This is a genomic window from Mycolicibacterium iranicum (assembly GCF_002101705.1).
In the GTDB taxonomy this organism is placed as follows: Bacteria; Actinomycetota; Actinomycetes; order Mycobacteriales; family Mycobacteriaceae; genus Mycobacterium; species Mycobacterium iranicum.
This window is the reverse complement of sequence record NZ_LQPC01000028.1, coordinates 83,539-101,708: the sequence shown is the minus strand read 5'-3', so window position 1 is coordinate 101,708 and position 18,170 is coordinate 83,539. Positions and strand designations below refer to the sequence as shown.

Sequence of the window (18,170 nt, the reverse complement as noted above, 5' to 3'; positions counted from 1 at the left end):
ACCCCCACGACGTCACCGTCGCCACGTAGGCAGGCATAGGGCCTGCCTGTCTGTACGAAATTCAAACCCTTCGGCTTGGGGTTCTGCATGCTGCTCGTCACCGTAACCCGGCGGAGTTCACGCTACGGCCGGATCGGCGCTTGATAACCACGTGGATAAATGCAATCTTGAATCGGGGTAAAAGGGGGCGAGTGTGGATCTTGCAGAGGCAATATCGGAGCTAGGCTTGGCGGGCTCTGTTCCGGGTTTGACCGAAGCAATACACCGCTCGAAGAACACAGCGGAACGAATGCGCACTGCCCTGTCCGGATTCGATTCCGCCGGCGGGGCCATGGATGTCGTGGCGTTCGGTTCGCTTGCTCGGCAGGAGTACACCCCCGCGAGTGACGTCGATTACCTTGTCCTTGTCAATGGAATTCATGATCCTGGAGCACCGCGAGCCCTCTTGGAAGTGGTCAAGCGGGTCGTCGCAGAGGAAGCTGCAGCCGACGGAACTGGTACGAAACAGCCAGGTACGAGCGGGTTGTTCGGCAGGGCGATAGGTGTTTTTGACATCATCAACCAGGTTGGGCTCGAAGGCGACACAAATTCAACACACACCATCAGAATGGAAATAATTCAAGAATCGATAAGCCTCCTGAATGAGGAGCTGCATTCAAAGATCGTTGGCAGCACGCTTGGGAGGTATATCTCTTTATTCGACGTCCCCCGAGATAGTCCCCCGCGCTTTCTTCTGAATGACATGCTCCGTTATTGGCGACAAATAACGGTCGACTATCAGGCAAAAGCGCCAGTCGGCGGGCAGGAGCCCAAAGCCGTCCTTCGTTACCTCAAACTTTTAACTACCCGGAAAAATTTTATCGCCAGTTCCATTCTTCCCTTAATTGCGCCCCGCGACGACGAGGAGCCGTGGGAGAGCTACCTCATGGATTTGTACGCAACGCCGCCGCTGGCTCGTCTAGCCGCGGTGACACGGGGTGCCCCAGGGGCCGTTCTTGACGCTGTACGCACTGTGTTCTCGACGATCGATCTGTTCATACAGCGCACCGACAGCGCCGAGAAGAGGCAGCAGTTCGCGGAAATCCCTTGGGATAAAAGACGAGATGACCCCGGCTACATCGAGCTCAGGGCCGCTGCACGCGATCTGCAGGAAGCATTTGAATACATGTTCTTGGACTGGCCTGAGGTTGCAAAGAAGACCCGCAACTACCTGTTGCTTTAGCGGGTAACGGCCTATGTAGTCCGACGCACTTCGGCAAATCCATGCTTGAGCAAATCGACAAAGATTGTTTGATCCGCCGACGTTAGTTTCGAATGCGGTGCGGCGTTTTCCCACGGCGAAAGGCCGTAGTTGTGGTCTTCGACTCGTCGGGGGATTACGTGCGCATGCAGATGGGGTGCCTTGTTGCCAAGCATGGCGATATTGACGCGTTCGACGTTGGCCATCTTGCGCAGCACCAGGGACGCCTCTTGAAGGTCAGACATGAACGAAGCCAACAAGTGCGGATCTGCCTGGTCAAAGTGCTCGACATGCTCGTTAAGGCTGACGATCAGACGCCCGGGGAAGCGAGCATCGTTATATAGCCCAGCCTGCGATACACTCAGCGCGGCCACGGGAGTCCACAGGGTGAAGCCACACGTCGAGCAACCGGGAAGCCCCTGTTCCGTTCGGATGAGGCCACCGCCAACGTTCTCGCCGGCCTGTCCCCATGCGTGCGTCATGCTCTCCCCCAGCCCATCTTGCCCGCGACGATCCCCAGGCCCATGTTATCGAACATACGTTCGAAAGGTCGTCGTCGTCAACGGTTCCTCCGAAAAGTAACAGCCAAAGGGGATGGCGTCTTCCCTTCGGCTTGCCTCATACTCGTTACATTGAACTTATTACGTAACACGTACATCGTAGCGAGGTGATAGTGGACGACGAGGCATTGCGAAGCGTGTCTCGTGGACTGCTTGGGAACAAACACAAGCTGGAGGTACTGGCCGCCATCGCCGAAGCATTCGCAGAAGGCGCCCAGGACGTGTATCCGCGGATGATTTCGAAGATGGTCGGCGATGCGGCTGACAAACAGGTCAACGAAATTTTCACTCAGCTCCGCAACGGTGGGCTCCTTGTACGTGTGGAAGACAAGACCGATCAACAAAAGCACCGGTACCGCGCCCGCGAGACCAGCGCCTGGGAGGCAGCACGCACGCTTGTTGAGGAACTTCGGGCGGCGGCTTGGTCGCCCGATGAACTCGCAACTTAGGGAAGCGGCATTTTCTACAGTCCTGCCGACCACCAAGTGACCACAATTTGACCACAGGTACAGATAACTGCTGTCAACCCTGGTTAAGTCTCTCAGCACGTCCGACGAGATGAAAACCTCCGAACTGCATGAGGATTCGCCTTTGCAAGGCAGATGTCAGGAGTTCGAATCTCCTAGGCTCCACAACCACATTCACTGCGGATTCACCCAACCCCTCTTCGGGTAGACCCCTGACGTGCCGCGACGACGCGGCGTCGAGCGACGAGGAGGGTCTTGGATGGCTGAATCTGCCGACTTGGAGAAGGACGCGAAGGACGCGCTGCTGAAGGCGATCCGCGCGGCCACCCCGAGCGCGTCGACCGCCGGGCTTCAGCAGCTGGCGACCGCCTACGCGCTGACCATCGGTGCCCGCGGGGGCAAGCTGCCAGGCGTCACGGCCGACAACGACTAGAGGTCAACACTCGACGACGTTGAGGGCCAGTCCCCCGCGCGACGTCTCCTTGTACTTGTCTGCCATGTCGGCGCCAGTGTCCCGCATGGTTTTGATGGCGGTGTCGAGGCTGACGTGATGCGTGCCGTCACCCGCGAGCGCCATTCGCGCCGCCGCGATCGCCTTCACCGACGCGATCGCGTTGCGTTCGATGCACGGGATCTGCACGAGCCCGCCCACCGGGTCACAGGTGAGGCCGAGGTTGTGCTCAATGCCGATCTCGGCGGCGTTCTCCACTTTGGCCGGCGATCCCCCGAGCACCGCGGCGAGCGCGCCGGCGGCCATCGAGCACGCCGATCCGACCTCGCCCTGACATCCCACCTCAGCCCCGGAGATCGACGCATTGGCTTTGAACAGCTGCCCGATCGCCCCGGCCGTCAAGAGGAACTCGACGACGCCGTCCTCGTCAGCTCCCGGGACGAACCGCCAGAAATAGTGCAGGACAGCCGGAATGATGCCCGCGGCCCCATTGGTCGGCGCCGTCACCACGCGGCCGCCCGCAGCGTTCTCCTCGTTGACCGCCAGCGCGTAGACCGTCACCCAGTCCATCGCGTACAGCGGATCCGCCGGGTTCGCCTCGAGCGCCTTCGCCAACACCGCAGCCCTGCGCCGTACATGTAGGCTGCCCGGCAGCGTGCCCTGGACGGCCAGTCCCCGGTCGACGCACTCGCGCATCGCCGACCAGATTCTGAGCAGACCGTCGCGCAGCCGCGGCCCGTTGCCGAGCGCCTCCTCGTTAAGCGCTACGAGATCGGCTATCTTGCAATGGTTTTCGACTGCCAGCGCGACCATCTCGGCCGCGGTGCGGAACGGGTAGGGCACGGTGACGTCCACAGGGGCGCCGCCGGACGCCTCATCCTCGTCGACGACGAACCCGCCGCCCACCGAGTAGTACGTCCGTCGGGCCAGCACTTCGCCGTCGCCGTCGAGCGCGGTGAACACCATGCCGTTGCTGTGAAACTCCATGGCCCGCAACGACAGAACGATATCGGTTGCCATATCGAAGTCGATCGGGCGCACACCTGCGAGCTGCAGCCGTCGCTCGGCGGCCACCGTGGCGATACGGGCGTGCGCGGCGTCGGGATCGACGGTTTCTGGGTCCGACCCCTCGAGCCCGAGCACGACTGCGCCCGGTGTCCCGTGGCCGGCGCCGGTCGCTCCCAGCGATCCGTACAACTCGACGCGCACCTGCGCGACGGAGTCGGGGCGCAGATGTTCGACGAAGCGACGCGCCGCCCGCATCGGGCCCACGGTGTGTGAGCTCGACGGGCCGATGCCGATCGAGAAAAGATCGAACACCGAGACGGTCATGTCGGGGCTTCCTCCTAGGGCTTGGGCGCGACTTCGACGCTCGGTGGCAGAGGTGAGGGCTCGGGCTGTGCGGACCGGCGCAGAATCGAGAATGTGACCGCTCCCCCGGCGAGCACTGCTACACCCACACCGACAAAGAGCAGTCGCCGGCCGCGGCGTCGCGGCTTGCGCGCATTGCTCAGTGCCTCAGGCAGATTCGCGAGGACCTCCTGCGCGGCGGCTACCTCGGAGGCGATGGTCTGCTGGGCCGCCGCGAGCTCTGCCTTCAGTTCCCGGGCGATCTTGCTGCGGCGGTAGCGGTCACCGACCCAGGAAGCCGAGGTACGCACCGACTCGACTCCGAGACCCACCGCCCCCCGGCCGACATCGACCGGGCCGACCGTCGAATACTTCAGGCCGCGGCCGAGCCGCTGACTCGGGGTCAGGCGCACGCGGGTCTTGGAGCTCATATCCCACCTCTTTCTTCAGTGTGTTCTCGATGCCAGACGTCGCCCTATCAGCCTGCCACCCCGGCCTAGGTACCGGTGCCCGGTTGGCCGTCACACTGCTCGTGGCACACTCGGTTCCGTGACGAGTCCCATTCAGACCGCGACCGCGACCCTCCACACCAACCGCGGCGATATCAAGATCGCGCTGTTCGGAAACCATGCCCCGAAGACGGTGTCCAATTTCATCGGACTGGCCCAGGGCACCAAGGAGTACAGCACCGAGAATGCCTCCGGCGGCTCGTCGGGCCCGTTCTATGACGGCGTCATCTTCCACCGTGTCATCGAAGGTTTCATGATCCAGGGCGGAGACCCGACTGGCACCGGGCGAGGCGACGCGGGCTACAAATTCGCCGACGAGTTCCATCCCGAGTTGCAGTTCGACAAGCCCTACCTGCTTGCGATGGCCAACGCGGGACCCGGCACCAACGGCTCGCAGTTCTTCATCACGGTCACCCCGACGCCGCACCTGAACCGGCGCCACACCATCTTCGGTGAGGTCGTCGATCCCGAATCGCAGAAGGTGGTCGACGCGATCTCCACGACCGCGACCGACCGCAGCGATCGGCCGACGGACCCGGTCGTGATCGAGTCGATCACCATCTCCTAGCCCAGTGGTTCGGGTGTAGTTGGTCAGCGTCGCGTCGACCAACTACACCGAAATCACCCGGTGCCAGGCGCGAATCCGGCGTCGGTCAGCGCGTCGAGGACGTGCAGGGGTTCTGTGCCCAGGTCCCATCGGCTCAGCACGAGCAGCCGATCATCTGTCGTATCGATCTCTAGCAGCCGCACCTTTCGACCGATCCGCCGGAACTCGGTGATGCGGATGCGCTTGATGTCCGCTCGTGTGAGCTGCCTCACTTGCCACCAACCGCGGTAGCTCAACGTGTCCTCGGAGATTGCCAGTTTTGGACGCGCGATCCACGACATGAGCGCAAACACCATCAACCCGACCGCGGCAAGCCCGATGAGAATGCGGCCAGGCACGTCTGTGACCAGCGTCACAGCCCCTATAGCCATCAAAATTCCGAGAATTCCGGCAGCCACGATGCCCGCGGTCCTGGGTTGCCAGTGTGTTTGCTGCACGGGTTCCACACACCCTCCTACCGCGACTGATGGGGTTATCCACAAGTGCTATCCCCAATGGGGATGAATCACATTCGTGTGATCCGATGACGGCCACGTTGCCGGCCGGGTAACAACGGGCAACCGAAATGAATTCATCTCGGGCCCGTCCGGCCTCATCGCCAGCGCATCGTGAGCAACAGCCCCGTAATCATGAAGGCAAACGCGATCGCGTAGTTCCAGACGTTCAAGTCCGCCATCCACTGCAAGAAGGACGGAACGTCGGGACCGCTACCGGCCAACTGGAAGACGATCAGCCACACCAGCCCGATCAGCATCAGCCCCACGAACAGCACGACAAACCAGGTGCTCGATGGGCCTGCCTTGACCTTGACCGGAGTCCGGCTCACCGGGTTGATGGTGAAGTCGTTCTTCTTACGGACCTTGGACTTGGGCATGCGTACCTTCGAACGTTCGGCGCCGCCACTGCCTCCGGTGCCACGAACGACCGGTCAGTGCGACGATGTGTAGGGAAAGCCTAACGCAGGCTGTCCGAGCGATTCCGATCATCGAGGGGAGCCGCGACTCCAATGCCCGACGACACCGCAGCCGGACGGAAGCGATCCGTGTGGCGCTTCGGTGTGCCGGTCGTCTGCATTGCCGCGGGTCTTCTCCTGGGCACCACCCACGGGGTCTCCGGCGGTGACGAGATCCGCCGCAGCGACTCCCCCCGGCTCGTCGATCTGGTTCGCGAGGCACAGACCTCCGTCGACCGGCTCAGTGCCGAGCAGGGCGCGCTCGCATTGATGATCGACAACCATCACGGCGGATCGCCCGGTACCGACGCGGCGCTTCAAGCGATTACCCGGAGAGGCGACGTGCTGGCCGCCGAGGCGGGTCTGACACCTTTGCGCGGTCCTGGACTGGTGGTGACCCTCAACGATGCTCAGCGCGACGCTCAGGGGCGGTTCCCCCGGGACGCGTCTCCCGACGATCTCGTCGTCCACCAGCAGGACATCCAGGCGGTGATCAACGCGTTGTGGAGCGCTGGTGCCGAAGGCATCCAGGTTCAGGACCAACGCGTCATCGCGACCTCCGCCCCACGGTGCGTCGGCAACACTCTGCTGCTCAACGGCAGGACGTACAGCCCCCCGTACGTGATCACCGCCATCGGGGATGCGGGGGCCATGCAGGCGGCTCTGTCCGCCGCGCCGCTCGTGACGCTGTACAAGCGCTACGCCGTCAGATTCGGTCTCGGTTACACCGAAGAGGTTCGCGACGTCGAATTGGTCGGCCATAGCGAATCGGTCCGCATGAAGTTCGCTCAGCCGATCGGACCGCTCGGTTACTAAACGGACCGACAATCCGCATGACGAATACACCGACGCGACTCGTTATCCACGGGCAAGACCTGGAGCTGCGATAAAAGACCCTGAAAGGGCCATAGGCCGACCAGCGTGCGTCTTGAGCACGCTGGTCGTATGAATGCTGGAAACAATTCGCACGGACCGCATTAGTCATTTTGGTCAATTAGCTAATCTAGGTGCCAATTGCCACGCTTATCGTGGCGCGGTTGTTTCGAGGGGGTCTCGTGAAGCGTCGGGTCCGTCGCGCGTTGGCAGGTGCCCTTGCCGCGCCCGCCACCATCCTGCTCGTACAGCCGGCGTCGGCGCCGGCGGCGACGGTGCTGGCCGTCGAGGGAACGGCACAGAAGCGGGGCAATGCGCAGACCGCGTTCAACAGCGAGTTCTGCGAGCACAACACATGCCGGTCGATCAACAACGCGCGAAGCCCCTTCGACGTCAAGCCCGGATCCCGGCAACTGCAGGCGGCGGTCGATTCCACCGGAGGCGACATAGTCCTGATGGGTTACTCGCTCGGGGCGGCGACGATCTACGACCGGTTGCGGGAGTGGGAGAAGGCCCCGGCACAGGCACCCGACCCGGACCGGGTCGTTCTCGTCGTCACCTACGGCAATCCGGAGAACAAGTACGGCGGGGACGATCGCAAGAACTACTACGCCGGACTGCCAGCCGCGCAGCCGTACCGGCACCTCGACGTCACCATGCAGTACGACAGCGTGGCAGATGTGCCCACTCGTTTCGGTTGGTACTCGCTGATGAACACCGCCTTCGCGCGGCACCTCGCCTACTTCGACGACGTCGACATCAACGACCCGGACAACCTCGTCTACCGGGACGAGGACGGCTCCACCTACATGCTCATCAAAGCCGAGACATTGCCGATGCTGGCGTGGGTGGACCCCTGGATCAGCGACGAACGGATGGCCGAACTCGACGCGAAGTACCGCCCGCTGATCGAGAAGGACTATGACCGCCCCGCCTACGTGCCGCAGGGCGGAGGAGCCGACTGGGGCAACGGGACCCCTCCCCCGTCGCTCGACGACGAAGAGGACGGCGACGAAGAGGACGACGACGAAGTCGAGTCCGAACTCGCCGAGGACGACCCCGACGATGAAGCGGCCGACGATGAAGCCGCCGACATCGAGGAACTGGACGCGCAATCAAGCGAATCCGACGAAGACGAGGGTGATTCCGAGACGGACGACGACAGCGTCCTGACGCGAAACAGCCGATCAGAGCATGCCCTGCCCGACGCCGAAACTGCGGCCGAGGACGGCGAGGACGACAGCGAGGACGACGCCGACTCGGTGACGCCGACTCGGTGACGACCGACGAACCAGACAGCGACGAAAGCACGGCGCCCTCGGCGCAGGAATGACTCGACGCAGCTGTCACAACTGCGTAAGAGTTAGCGGTGGCTGGATTGCTGCCAGCGAACGTAGATTGAAGCAGAAGCTTTGCTTCGCGCGGCGCAAAATCAAGATCTGACAAGACCTTAACTACAGGACCGCGGGTAGCGAAAGCCGGATGTTTCAAAGCTGAGACGTCGGGAAATGCTTCGCCACAATTTCAGCAGCAACTTTCGTGCACTTCCGGCGTCGGACACTGGGATCCGATCGTGCGGGGCGTTTCGATCGACTCGCCGAGGATTCTCATGAAGCACCGTCGTCACAAAGCCGGGATCGCTGCGCTGGCAGCCGTTTTAGTTCCGGGCATCAGCCTAGTACCCGTTGTCCCCGCCGCCGGCGCGGCGACTGCGCTGTTCGCAGAAGGCGCCACCCGGCAGAGCGGTGAAGCGCAGACCGCCTTCGGCGGAGCGTTCTGCGAGCAGAACACCTGCCGGTCGCTCGGCAGGGGCACGGTGACCAGAAAACTCACCTCTGCGCAGATTCAGGCCGCGGTCGACGCCACGCCAGGCGAGCTCATCCTCGTGGGCTACTCGGTCGGCGGAGCGGGCATGTACGACAGGCTGCGGGAATGGGAGAGAAACCCGCAGCTCGCGCCGGATCCGGACCGAATCAAGCTGATCGTGACCCTCGGCAACCCCGAGAACAAGTTCGGCGGCGAGAACCGCAACCAGGTCGATGTCGGCCTGCCGGCTGTACAGCCCTACGAGCACCTTGACGTCGTCGCGCAATACGACGGCGTCGCTGACAACCCCACGCGCTTCGGCTTCTATTCGTGGGTCAACACGGCCATCTTCTCGCGGCACTTCGCCTACTTCCAAGAAGACCTCGACATCAACGCCCCGGAGAACCTCGTCTACCAAGAGGGCAACACCACCTACATGCTGATACCGGCGAAGACCTTGCCAATGCTTCGCTGGATCGAACCCTTCGTCACCGAGGAGCGGCTCGCCGAGCTGGACGCCAGGTATCGGCCGCTCGTGGAACGCGATTACGATCGGCCGGCCTACGTGCCCCAGGGCGAAGGAGCCGACTGGGGGAATGGCAATCCACCGCCGAGCCTCGCGGAGTCAGAAGAGAACGAGATCCAGACTGTCGCCAACGAATCCGGCACTCCTACAACACTTTCCGAGCCAGCTGACGAGCTCGCGGTGAAGCGGACGAGTCGATCCGCCGCCGTGCTGGATTCCGACGATGCGGACGAGGTGGAGGACAAGGCGGCCGACGAGGTGCAGGACGAGGTCGACTCCGACGAGGTCGACTCCGACGAGGCCGTCGACGAGTCTGTCGACGAGGCCGACGACAGCGCCGAGGACAGCGCGGCCGAGGACGAGACTTCCGCCGCCGACTCCGCCGACGAGGCATCCGACACCGACTCCACGGACAGCAGGGCCGCCGACGCCGCCGCCTGAGGCGGAAACACCGAAAACCCTGGCGGTAGCCTGTTCGGATGCAGGTGTTGGTCGTCGACAATTACGACAGCTTCGTGTTCAACCTCGTGCAGTACCTCGGTCAGCTCGGAGTGGACGCGACGGTGTGGCGCAACGACGACGACCGACTCGCCACCGATGCCGACATCGCCACCGCCGCTGACGAGTTCGACGGCGTGCTTCTCAGCCCCGGCCCCGGCACCCCGGAGCGCGCGGGCGCATCGATCCCGCTTGTGCACGCGTGCGCCGCGGCCGAAACGCCGCTGCTGGGGGTCTGCCTCGGACACCAGGCGATCGGGGTGGCGTTCGGTGGCACCGTCGACCGCGCGCCCGAGCTGCTGCACGGCAAGACCAGCACCGTCCACCACGCCGATGCGGGAGTGCTCAAAGGTCTACCGGACCCGTTCACCGCGACGCGGTACCACTCGCTGACGATCCTGCCGGACACCGTGCCCGACGAGCTCGAGGTCATCGCCACAACAGAGGGCGGCGTGATCATGGGCGTCCGCCATGTCGAACTCCCGATTCACGGCGTGCAGTTCCACCCCGAGTCGATCCTGACCGAGGGCGGCCACCGGATGCTCGCAAACTGGCTGGCGTACTGCGGCAATGCACCGGCGGAATCGCTCGTCGCCGAGTTGGAGGACGAGGTGGCATCCGCAGTGCACGCCGCTACGACGCGAAGTTCAGCGTGATCCTCGCGCCGTAGTTCACGCCGGTGCCCGGCGACGGGCTCTGGTTGACGACGGCATTGGTGCGTTGCCCGCTGTTCTGGACGTCACCGCCCTTGTCGAGCACCCCGGTCCAGCCGAGGGCCCGCAGACGGGGTTCGGCGTCGGTCCAGAACATCCCGGTCAGGTCGGGCATCACGAACTGGTTCCCGCGCGACACCTGGATCTGGATCACCGTGTCCTGGGGGACAGTCTGCCCCGCTGTGGGTTCCAGGCCCATCACTTGGCCGGCAGGCGCGGTGCTGTCGACCTCCACCGGGACGTTCTTCGTGAACCCGGAGGCATTGAGGATCTGCTGGCACACCTCGACGGTCTGGCCGACGCACTCGGGCACGACGGCCGTCGCGGGACCCTTACCCACCACGATGGTGATCTCGTTGGTGATCGCCGACGTCTGGTTCGCCGGCGGCACCGTCGACAGCACACGGTCTTTCTGCTCGGGCAGCGACGCCGACGTCGTCTGCCGGAAGCGTTCGAAACCTGCATCCGTCAACCGCTTCACGGCGTCGGCGTAGCTGAGTCCCGACACATCAGGGACTTCGCGTTGCTCAGGACCCGTCGACACGTTGAGGGTGATCTCGTCACCTGCGGCGACGGATGCGTTGGCGCCCGGGTCGGTGTTGATGACGTGGTCGGGGGGAACCTCCGAATCCGGCTTCTGCTGAGTGCGAATCGAGAAGCCGCGGTTCTGCAGCGCGGCGATCGCGTCGGCCGACGGCTGCCCCGTGACGTCAGGTACCTGCACGTCGCGGGTTTCGCCACCGAACATGTTGATGCCGATCGTGACCAGCACCGTCAACACCGCCAACACGGCCACGGCGATCAGCCATCGGCCCAGCGACCCGCCGCGTTCACGCTCCTCGTAGCGAGGCTGATGCCCGCCGGCGGGATCGATCGGCTGTGTCCGGTGGTGCGCTGGCGTGGCGGCCAGCATGGAGGTGCGTTCGGCGTCGGTGAACACCTTCGGCGCGTCCGGCGCCTCGCCGCTGTGCACCTTGACCAGATCAGCGCGCATCTCCGCGGCCGTCTGATACCGGTTGTCGGGGTTCTTGGCCAGTGCCTTGAGCACCACCGCGTCGAGTTCGGGGGAGATGTCGGCATGCCGCTGCGAGGGCGGCACCGGATCCTCACGGACGTGCTGATAGGCGACGGCCACAGGGGAGTCACCGACGAAGGGCGGCTCACCGGTGAGGAGCTCGTAGAGCACGCAGCCCAGCGAGTACACATCGGAGCGGGCGTCGACCTTGACGCCGCGGGCCTGCTCAGGCGAGAGGTACTGCGCGGTGCCGATCACCGCGGCGGTCTGCGTGACCGGGTTGCCCGCGTCAGCCAGGGCCCGCGCGATGCCGAAGTCCATCACCTTCACCGCGCCGGCCTTGCTGATCATGATGTTGGCCGGTTTGACGTCGCGGTGGATGATGCCGTGCTGATGGCTGAAGTTGAGCGCCTGGCAGGCGTCGGCGATGACCTCGATGGCGCGCCGCGCCGGCATCGGTCCGTCGTTGTGCACGATGTCGCGCAACGTCACACCGTCGACGTACTCCATGACGATGTAGGGCAGTGGTCCGGTGGGCGTCTCGGCTTCACCGGTGTCGTACACCGCGACGATCGCGGGGTGGTTCAGCGCGGCAGCATTCTGGGCTTCCCGGCGGAAGCGGAGATAGAAGCTGGGGTCGCGGGCCAGATCTGCGCGCAACACCTTGATCGCGACGTCGCGGTGCAGGCGCAGGTCGCGGGCCAGATGAACTTCGGACATGCCGCCGAAGCCCAGAATCTCGCCGACTTCGTAGCGGTCGGAAAGGTGCTGTGGGGTTGTCATCGCAATATCTGTTCTGAAGCGTGCAGCATCACCGACGGTGATGCCTCGTCAACGGGTCGGGATACCCAATTTCGGTCGGGTTCATGATCGCGTATCACCGGGGGTGCTGCGCCCGGGGTCTCCGGCGGCGCCTCCGGAGCGGAAGTCTGGCTACTGGGTGTCTCGGTGATCGTCGTCGGAGCGGGGCGGTCCTTGCGGTCCTGAGCGTTGAGGACGATGAGGATCGCGATGACGATCGCCAGCGCGCCGAGTACACCCGCGGCCCACAGCAGCGCCCGCTGGCCCGACGAGAACGTCCGTCGCGCAGGCTGGGGCGACCGGTGGTGGCTGCCCGTCGCCCGCGTGCGCGACGTGGGAGCGGGTGCGCGACCGGTCGCCTCCGGCGGCCTGTTGGCTATGGCGGGCGGCACCGCGGCCGGCGCGGCGCGGCCGATCGAGGGCGCGGCATTCGGCCGCGGGGGCCTGCGGCCGGCACGCACGGCGGCGACGGCATCGGCGAACGGCCCACCGGACTTGTAGCGCATGCCGGGGTTCTTCACGAGCGTGATCTCGATCAGCTCGCGAACATTCGGCGGGAGATCGGCGGGCAGCGGGGGAGGAGTCTCTTTGATGTGCTTCATCGCCACGGTCAATGCACCGTCGCCTGTGAACGGCCGCTTACCCGACACTGCTTCGTAGCCGACCACGCCGAGCGAATAGACGTCGCTGGCCGCGGTGGCGTCATGGCCGAGCGCCTGTTCGGGGGCGATGTACTGCGCCGTGCCCATCACCATGCCGGTCTGGGTGACCGGAGCGGCGTCGACGGCCTTGGCGATGCCGAAGTCGGTCAGCTTCACCTGGCCGGTGGGCGTGATGAGGATGTTGCCGGGCTTCACGTCGCGGTGCACCAAACCCGCGGTGTGGGCGACCTGGAGTGCCCGGCCCGTCTGCTCGAGCATGTCGAGCGCGTGCCGCAGCGAAAGCCGACCGGTCCGCTTGATCACCGAGTTCAGCGGTTCACCGTTGACGAGCTCCATCACCAGGTAGGCGGTACGTCCCTCGCCGTCGATGTCGGTCTCGCCGTAGTCGTACACCCCGGCAATCCCGGGATGGTTGAGCATCGCGACCGTGCGTGCTTCGGCGCGGAAGCGCTCGACGAATTCGGCGTCGGTCGAATACTCGGCCTTGAGGACCTTGATCGCGACCCGGCGGCCCAGCCGCGAATCGACACCTTCCCACACCTGGCCCATGCCGCCCGTGGCGATCAGCCGCTGCAGCCGATACCGGCCGGAGAGGGTCACACCGACTCTTGGGCTCATTTCATGCCTCCGGCATGGTGGCTCATTTCATGCCTCCGGCATGGCGGCTCACGAGGCCTCGGCTCACGAGGCCTCCTGCAGCGCGGCCGCGATCGTCGCGCGCCCGATCGGCGCAGCCAGCTCGCCGCCCGTCGCCGACAGGCGATCCCCGCCGTTCTCGACGAGCACCGCGACCGCGACTTTGGGTGCCTGAGCGGGCGCAAAGGCGATATACCAGGCATGCGGCGGCGTATTGCGCGGATCCGTGCCGTGCTCCGCAGTGCCGGTCTTGGATGCGATCTGCACGCCGGCGATGGCTCCCTTCTGCTGAGTCACCTGCTCGGCGGCGACCATCAAGTCCGTAAGTGTATCTGCGACCTGCTCTGGCACCGCCCGCTGCTCTTCAGAGGGGGCGGTGGTGGCGATGTTCGCCAAGTCGGGGCCCTTCAGACTGTCCACGAGGTAGGGGCGCATCGTGACGCCCTTGTTCGCGATGGTCGCGGCGACCATCGCGTTTTGCAGGGGCGTCAACGCGACATCCTTTTGTCCGATGCTGGACATGCCGAGTGCGGCCTCGTCGGCGATCGGCCCGACCGTGGATTCAGCCACCTGCAGCGGGATCGTCGGGGCCAGCGCGCCGACCCCGAATCCGAGCGCGGTCGAGCGCAACTCGTCGCCACCGGTGTCGATGCCGAGTTGGACGAACGCGGTATTGCACGAGTGCGCGAAGGCGTACTCGAGCGTCGTCGTCGGCCCGCCGCCGCAGGGTGTGCCGCCGAAGTTCTCCAGCGTCGCCGTGCTGTCGGGCAGCGGGATCTGCGGGGCCGCGGTCAACTGCGTCTGAGGTGTTGCCCCTGCCTGCAGCGCCGACGCGGTGGTGATCACCTTGAACGTCGACCCGGGCGGGTAGGTCTCGGAGATGGCGCGGTTCAGCAGCGGTGAGTCGGGGTCGTCACGCAGCCGCTGCCACGCCTCGGCCTGCTGGGCAATGTCGTGTGTAGCCAACAGGTTTGGGTCGTAGGACGGCGCGGAGACCAGCGCGAGGATCTTTCCGGTGGACGGTTCCAGCGCGACCACGGCGCCTTTGCACGGCCCGTTGCAGCCGTCCTCCATCGCATCCCATGCGGCCTGTTGGACCTCGGGGTTGATGGTGGTGGCGACATTGCCCCCGCGGGGGTCACGCCCGGTGAAGAAGTCGGCGAGCCTGCGACCGAACAGACGCTCGTCGGAACCGTTGAGAATGGTGTCCTCGGCGCGCTCCAGCCCGGAGCTCGAGTAGCTCAACGAGTAGAAACCCGTCACGGGCGCGTACGTCATCGGGTTTGGATAGACGCGCAAGAATCGGAACCGGCCCTCGGTCGACACCGAATACGCGAGCAGCTGACCGCCCGCGGAGATCTGGCCACGCTGGCGGGAGTACTCGTCGAGAAGCACCCGCTGATTACGCGGATCCGACCGCAACCCGTCGGCGGTGAAAACCTGTGTCAGCGTTGCATTGGCCAACAGCAGCACGATCAAAGCCATGATCATCACGGAGATTCGGCGCAGCGACGTGTTCATACCTTTTGGATCACCTCGGTACTGGCTCCCGCGATGTTGCCCACCGGAAGCCCCGTGGTGACGATGGGTTTGCGGGCGTTGTGCGAGATGCGGACCAGGATCGCCAGCAACAGGTAGTTGGCCACCAGAGACGAGCCGCCGTAGGACATCCACGGCGTCGTCAGACCCGTCAACGGGATGAGCTTCGTGACACCGCCGACGACGATGAAAAGTTGAATGGCCAGTGTGGCCGCCAAGCCTGCTGCCAGTAGCTTGCCGAAGCTGTCACGGACCGCGATCGCTGTGCGGAGACCGCGGATGATCACGATGGTGTACAGCATCAGGACGGCCGAAAGTCCAACCAGGCCAAGCTCTTCCCCGATGGCAGCAATGATGAAGTCTGTCGACGCCGCGGGCACCGTCCCGGGCTGCCCGTTGCCCAGACCGGTGCCGAAGATGCCCCCGGTCGCGAAGCTGAAGAGGGACTGCACCATCTGGTATCCGGCGCCGTCGGGGTCGGCGAACGGGTCGCGCCACGTCTGGACGCGCACGCGCACATGGTCGAATGCGTAATAGGCGGCGATGCTGCCGGCCGCGAACAGGCCGAGGCCCAACACAACCCAGCTGAACCGCTCCGTGGCGATGTAGACCATCACGAGGAAGGACGCGTAGAGCAACAGCGACGTCCCGAGATCCTTCTCGAAGATCATCACGCCGATCGACGCGATCCAGGCGGCCAGCAGCGGCGCAAGGTCGCGGGGGCGGGGCAGGTCCATTCCGAGAACGTGCTTGCCGGCGCTGGTGAACAGGCTGCGCTTGGAGACAAGGACGGCGGCGAAGAAGATGAGTAGCAGGATCTTGGAGAACTCTGCGGGCTGAATCGAGAAGCCTTCGAACTGAATCCAGATCTTGGCGCCGTTCTGCTCGGACATGCTTCGGGGCAGGACGGCGGGGATCGCCAGCAGGATCAGCCCGACCAAACCGCACACGTAGCCGTACCGCGACAGCACGCGGTGATCGCGCAGAAAGATCACGATGGCGGAGAACCCGATGACGCCGACGAGGGTCCACAGCATCTGCTGATTGGCGGTGCCGCCCAGACCCTGGGCCAATGGCTGCCCCTCGGCCAGGTCGAGGCGGTGAATCATGACCAGCCCCAAGCCATTCAGCAGTGCGACCACAGGAAGCAGCAGCGGGTCGGCATACGGGGCGAAGCGCCGGACCGCCAGATGCGCACCGGTGAACAGTGCGAGATAGGCGACGGTGTACTGGATCAGATCCCAGCGCAGCCCCTGCTCCTGGTTGGCCTCGACGAGCAACAGCGCGATCGTGGTGATCACCGCGGCGAAGCCGAGCAGAAAGAGCTCGGCATTGCGGCGGTTCGGTAGCGCTGGAGTCACCGCGACGAGAGGCTGCGGCTGGGTGGTCATGAGACTTCCCGGCAGTTCGTTCCCGGCTCAGGTGGTGGGGGAGGGAGTGCCGTCACCGTCGGCGAAGGGGACGGCGGCGGGGATGGCACCGGTGAACCGGGGGTGGGCGAACCTGGGCCCGGCGAGGGTGACGGGGCGGCGCCCGAGGTGCGCGGCGTCGCCGGCGGTGTGGTGGTCGGATTCGCTCTCGGCTCAGACGTTTCCGGTGCGCCGGACCTGGCCGTCGTGGTGGTAGCGCCGGGGGAGGGCGCTGGACGTGGTGATGGTGCGGGCGAAGCCGTCGACGGCCGTGCCGGAGGTGCGCAGACCGGAAGCACGGAGCTGCGGGAGAGTTCCTCGATCTGGCTGATCGCCTCGTCGAGGGAACCCGACGGGAGACCCGCGATGACCTGGGCCCGCTCGGGGGGACGCATGTCGCCGACGCTCAGAAGTCGGCAGTCCAGATTGCCACCGGCTTGTCCGGCGCTGATGAGAGAGAGTTCGTTGCGGCTGTTCAGACATCCGAGGAGATAAGGCTCCTGCAAGGCGACTCCGAGGAAGGAGCCCTGAACACCCCGCATGATCGAGACGGTGCCGTCGTGCTCGCTGACGTAGTAGTTGTTCCGCACGATCTCGCGTCCGACTGCCAGGCCTGCCAGCACCACCAGGACCAGCACCGTCGCGGCGATGATCATGCGCCGCCGGGACCGGGGGCGCGGCGGCGGCTCTTCGGGTTGCGGCACAACGCGTTTGGCGGCGTTGCGTTTGGGATTGAATGCCGACGCGCGGCCTGCGGCGGTGTTCGGTGGTGCGCTCTGATCGTCGTCGCCGGATACGGCGCCCGCCAGGATCGGCTGCGTCTGCCCGTAGTCGTAGTCGACGACGTCGGCAACCACCACGGTGACGTTGTCGGGTCCACCGCCGCGCAGCGCCAATTCGATGAGCCGGTCCGCGCTTTCGGCGACGTCCTCGATCTGGAGCGCCTCGGCGATGGTCTCCTGGCTGACCGGATCGGACAGGCCGTCGGAGCAGAGCAGATAGCGATCGCCGGCGCGGGCCTCACGCATGATGAGCGTGGGTTCGACTTCGTGGCCGGTGAGCGCACGCATGATCAGCGAGCGCTGCGGATGGCTGTGCGCCTCCTCGGCGGTGATCCGGCCTTCGTCGACCAGGGTCTGGACGAAGGTGTCGTCCTTGGTGATCTGGGTGAGCTCACCGTCGCGCAACATGTAGCCGCGCGAATCGCCGATGTGCACAAGGCCGAGGCGGTTTCCGGCGAACAAGATCGCGGTCAGCGTGGTGCCCATGCCCTCGAGTTCGGGGTCTGCCTCGACGTGCGCGGCGATCGCCGAGTTGCCCTCGCGGACCGCGGAATCGAGCTTGCTGAGCAGATCGCCACCGGGCTCGTCGTCGTCGAGGTGTGCAAGAGCGGCGATCACCAGCTGCGAGGCCACCTCGCCGGCCGCGTGACCGCCCATGCCGTCGGCGAGCGCGAGCAGGCGGGCCCCCGCGTAGACGGAATCCTCGTTGTTGGCGCGCACCAACCCCCGGTCGCTGCGGGCCGCATATCGAAGTACGAGCGTCACATCGCTCCT

General features: G+C 65.0%; 18 protein-coding genes and 1 tRNA gene. 9 read left to right on the top strand and 10 right to left on the bottom strand.

Annotated features, from left to right (window positions below):
• Nucleotides 1-193 precede the first annotated feature (193 nt).
• On the top strand, nt 194-1,222 hold the full coding sequence (locus tag AWC12_RS11270) for a nucleotidyltransferase domain-containing protein (RefSeq protein WP_133057330.1): 1,029 nt from the start codon (nt 194-196) through the stop codon (nt 1,220-1,222).
• An 11-nt stretch (nt 1,223-1,233) separates the two neighbouring features.
• On the opposite strand, the gene AWC12_RS11265 is transcribed toward AWC12_RS11270, so the two are convergent.
• On the bottom strand, nt 1,234-1,614 hold the full coding sequence (locus AWC12_RS11265) for an HIT family protein (RefSeq protein ID WP_165762798.1): 381 nt from the start codon (nt 1,612-1,614) through the stop codon (nt 1,234-1,236).
• Nucleotides 1,615-1,913: 299 nt separating this feature from the next.
• On the opposite strand from AWC12_RS11265, the gene AWC12_RS11260 reads away from it, so the two are divergent.
• The 3 genes from AWC12_RS11260 (at nt 1,914) to AWC12_RS31070 (ending at nt 2,700) form a co-directional block, all read left to right on the top strand.
• Nucleotides 1,914-2,249 (top strand): hypothetical protein, encoded by a 336-nt coding sequence (locus AWC12_RS11260; protein ID WP_085174332.1) that lies wholly within the window; start codon nt 1,914-1,916, stop codon nt 2,247-2,249.
• A 115-nt stretch (nt 2,250-2,364) separates the two neighbouring features.
• A tRNA-Ala gene (locus AWC12_RS31075) sits at nt 2,365-2,432 on the top strand.
• 94 nt (nt 2,433-2,526) lie between these two features.
• On the top strand, nt 2,527-2,700 hold the full coding sequence (locus AWC12_RS31070; RefSeq protein ID WP_165762797.1) for a hypothetical protein: 174 nt from the start codon (nt 2,527-2,529) through the stop codon (nt 2,698-2,700).
• A 3-nt stretch (nt 2,701-2,703) separates the two neighbouring features.
• On the opposite strand, the gene AWC12_RS11255 is transcribed toward AWC12_RS31070, so the two are convergent.
• Together AWC12_RS11255 and cwsA are read right to left on the bottom strand one after the other, a co-directional pair.
• Complete coding sequence (locus AWC12_RS11255; RefSeq protein WP_085174330.1) at nt 2,704-4,050, bottom strand: L-serine ammonia-lyase; 1,347 nt, start codon at nt 4,048-4,050, stop codon at nt 2,704-2,706.
• Nucleotides 4,051-4,064: 14 nt separating this feature from the next.
• Nucleotides 4,065-4,499, bottom strand: coding sequence for a cell wall synthesis protein CwsA (gene cwsA / locus AWC12_RS11250; protein WP_024445115.1), 435 nt, complete (start codon nt 4,497-4,499; stop codon nt 4,065-4,067).
• A 118-nt stretch (nt 4,500-4,617) separates the two neighbouring features.
• On the opposite strand from cwsA, the gene AWC12_RS11245 reads away from it, so the two are divergent.
• Nucleotides 4,618-5,145 carry a peptidylprolyl isomerase gene (locus tag AWC12_RS11245; protein WP_085174328.1) on the top strand — a complete coding sequence of 176 codons (528 nt, stop codon included), beginning with the start codon at nt 4,618-4,620 and terminating at the stop codon, nt 5,143-5,145.
• Between the two features lie 53 nt (nt 5,146-5,198).
• On the opposite strand, the gene AWC12_RS11240 is transcribed toward AWC12_RS11245, so the two are convergent.
• Both AWC12_RS11240 and crgA read right to left on the bottom strand, forming a co-directional pair.
• Nucleotides 5,199-5,621, bottom strand: a complete 423-nt coding sequence (locus AWC12_RS11240) for a PH domain-containing protein (RefSeq protein ID WP_085174587.1) — start codon at nt 5,619-5,621, stop codon at nt 5,199-5,201.
• Nucleotides 5,622-5,776: 155 nt separating this feature from the next.
• Entirely contained in the window at nt 5,777-6,058 is a 282-nt protein-coding gene (crgA, locus tag AWC12_RS11235; protein ID WP_024445118.1) for a cell division protein CrgA, read from the bottom strand.
• Nucleotides 6,059-6,190: 132 nt separating this feature from the next.
• Here crgA and AWC12_RS11230 point away from each other — a divergent pair, with 132 nt between their 5' ends.
• From AWC12_RS11230 to AWC12_RS11215, 4 genes are all read left to right on the top strand, one after another.
• Nucleotides 6,191-6,952: a DUF881 domain-containing protein gene (locus AWC12_RS11230; protein ID WP_024445119.1), complete on the top strand. Its 762-nt coding sequence runs from the start codon at nt 6,191-6,193 to the stop codon at nt 6,950-6,952.
• A gap of 239 nt (nt 6,953-7,191) precedes the next feature.
• Nucleotides 7,192-8,289 carry a PE-PPE domain-containing protein gene (locus tag AWC12_RS11225; protein ID WP_085174326.1) on the top strand — a complete coding sequence of 366 codons (1,098 nt, stop codon included), beginning with the start codon at nt 7,192-7,194 and terminating at the stop codon, nt 8,287-8,289.
• Between the two features lie 329 nt (nt 8,290-8,618).
• Complete coding sequence (locus AWC12_RS11220) at nt 8,619-9,782, top strand: PE-PPE domain-containing protein (protein ID WP_085174324.1); 1,164 nt, start codon at nt 8,619-8,621, stop codon at nt 9,780-9,782.
• Between the two features lie 38 nt (nt 9,783-9,820).
• Complete coding sequence (locus AWC12_RS11215) at nt 9,821-10,495, top strand: aminodeoxychorismate/anthranilate synthase component II (protein WP_085174322.1); 675 nt, start codon at nt 9,821-9,823, stop codon at nt 10,493-10,495.
• Here the strand turns inward: AWC12_RS11215 and pknB are convergent.
• The 5 genes from pknB to AWC12_RS11190 form a co-directional block, all read right to left on the bottom strand.
• Entirely contained in the window at nt 10,473-12,350 is a 1,878-nt protein-coding gene (gene pknB, locus AWC12_RS11210; protein ID WP_085174320.1) for a Stk1 family PASTA domain-containing Ser/Thr kinase, read from the bottom strand. The two genes, AWC12_RS11215 and pknB, sit on opposite strands and share 23 nt — an antisense overlap.
• Nucleotides 12,347-13,648: a protein kinase domain-containing protein gene (locus tag AWC12_RS11205; RefSeq protein ID WP_024445124.1), complete on the bottom strand. Its 1,302-nt coding sequence runs from the start codon at nt 13,646-13,648 to the stop codon at nt 12,347-12,349. The genes pknB and AWC12_RS11205 overlap by 4 nt, the downstream gene beginning before the upstream one ends.
• Nucleotides 13,649-13,711: 63 nt before the next feature.
• Complete coding sequence (gene pbpA / locus AWC12_RS11200; protein WP_085174318.1) at nt 13,712-15,187, bottom strand: D,D-transpeptidase PbpA; 1,476 nt, start codon at nt 15,185-15,187, stop codon at nt 13,712-13,714.
• Nucleotides 15,184-16,596, bottom strand: coding sequence for a peptidoglycan glycosyltransferase RodA (locus AWC12_RS11195; RefSeq protein ID WP_024445126.1), 1,413 nt, complete (start codon nt 16,594-16,596; stop codon nt 15,184-15,186). The genes pbpA and AWC12_RS11195 overlap by 4 nt, the downstream gene beginning before the upstream one ends.
• The gene (locus AWC12_RS11190; protein WP_085174316.1) at nt 16,593-18,161 is read right to left on the bottom strand and encodes a PP2C family protein-serine/threonine phosphatase; all 1,569 of its coding nucleotides are present in this window, start codon (nt 18,159-18,161) and stop codon (nt 16,593-16,595) included. Before AWC12_RS11190 ends, AWC12_RS11195 begins: the two co-directional genes overlap by 4 nt.
• Nucleotides 18,162-18,170: the final 9 nt, after the last annotated feature.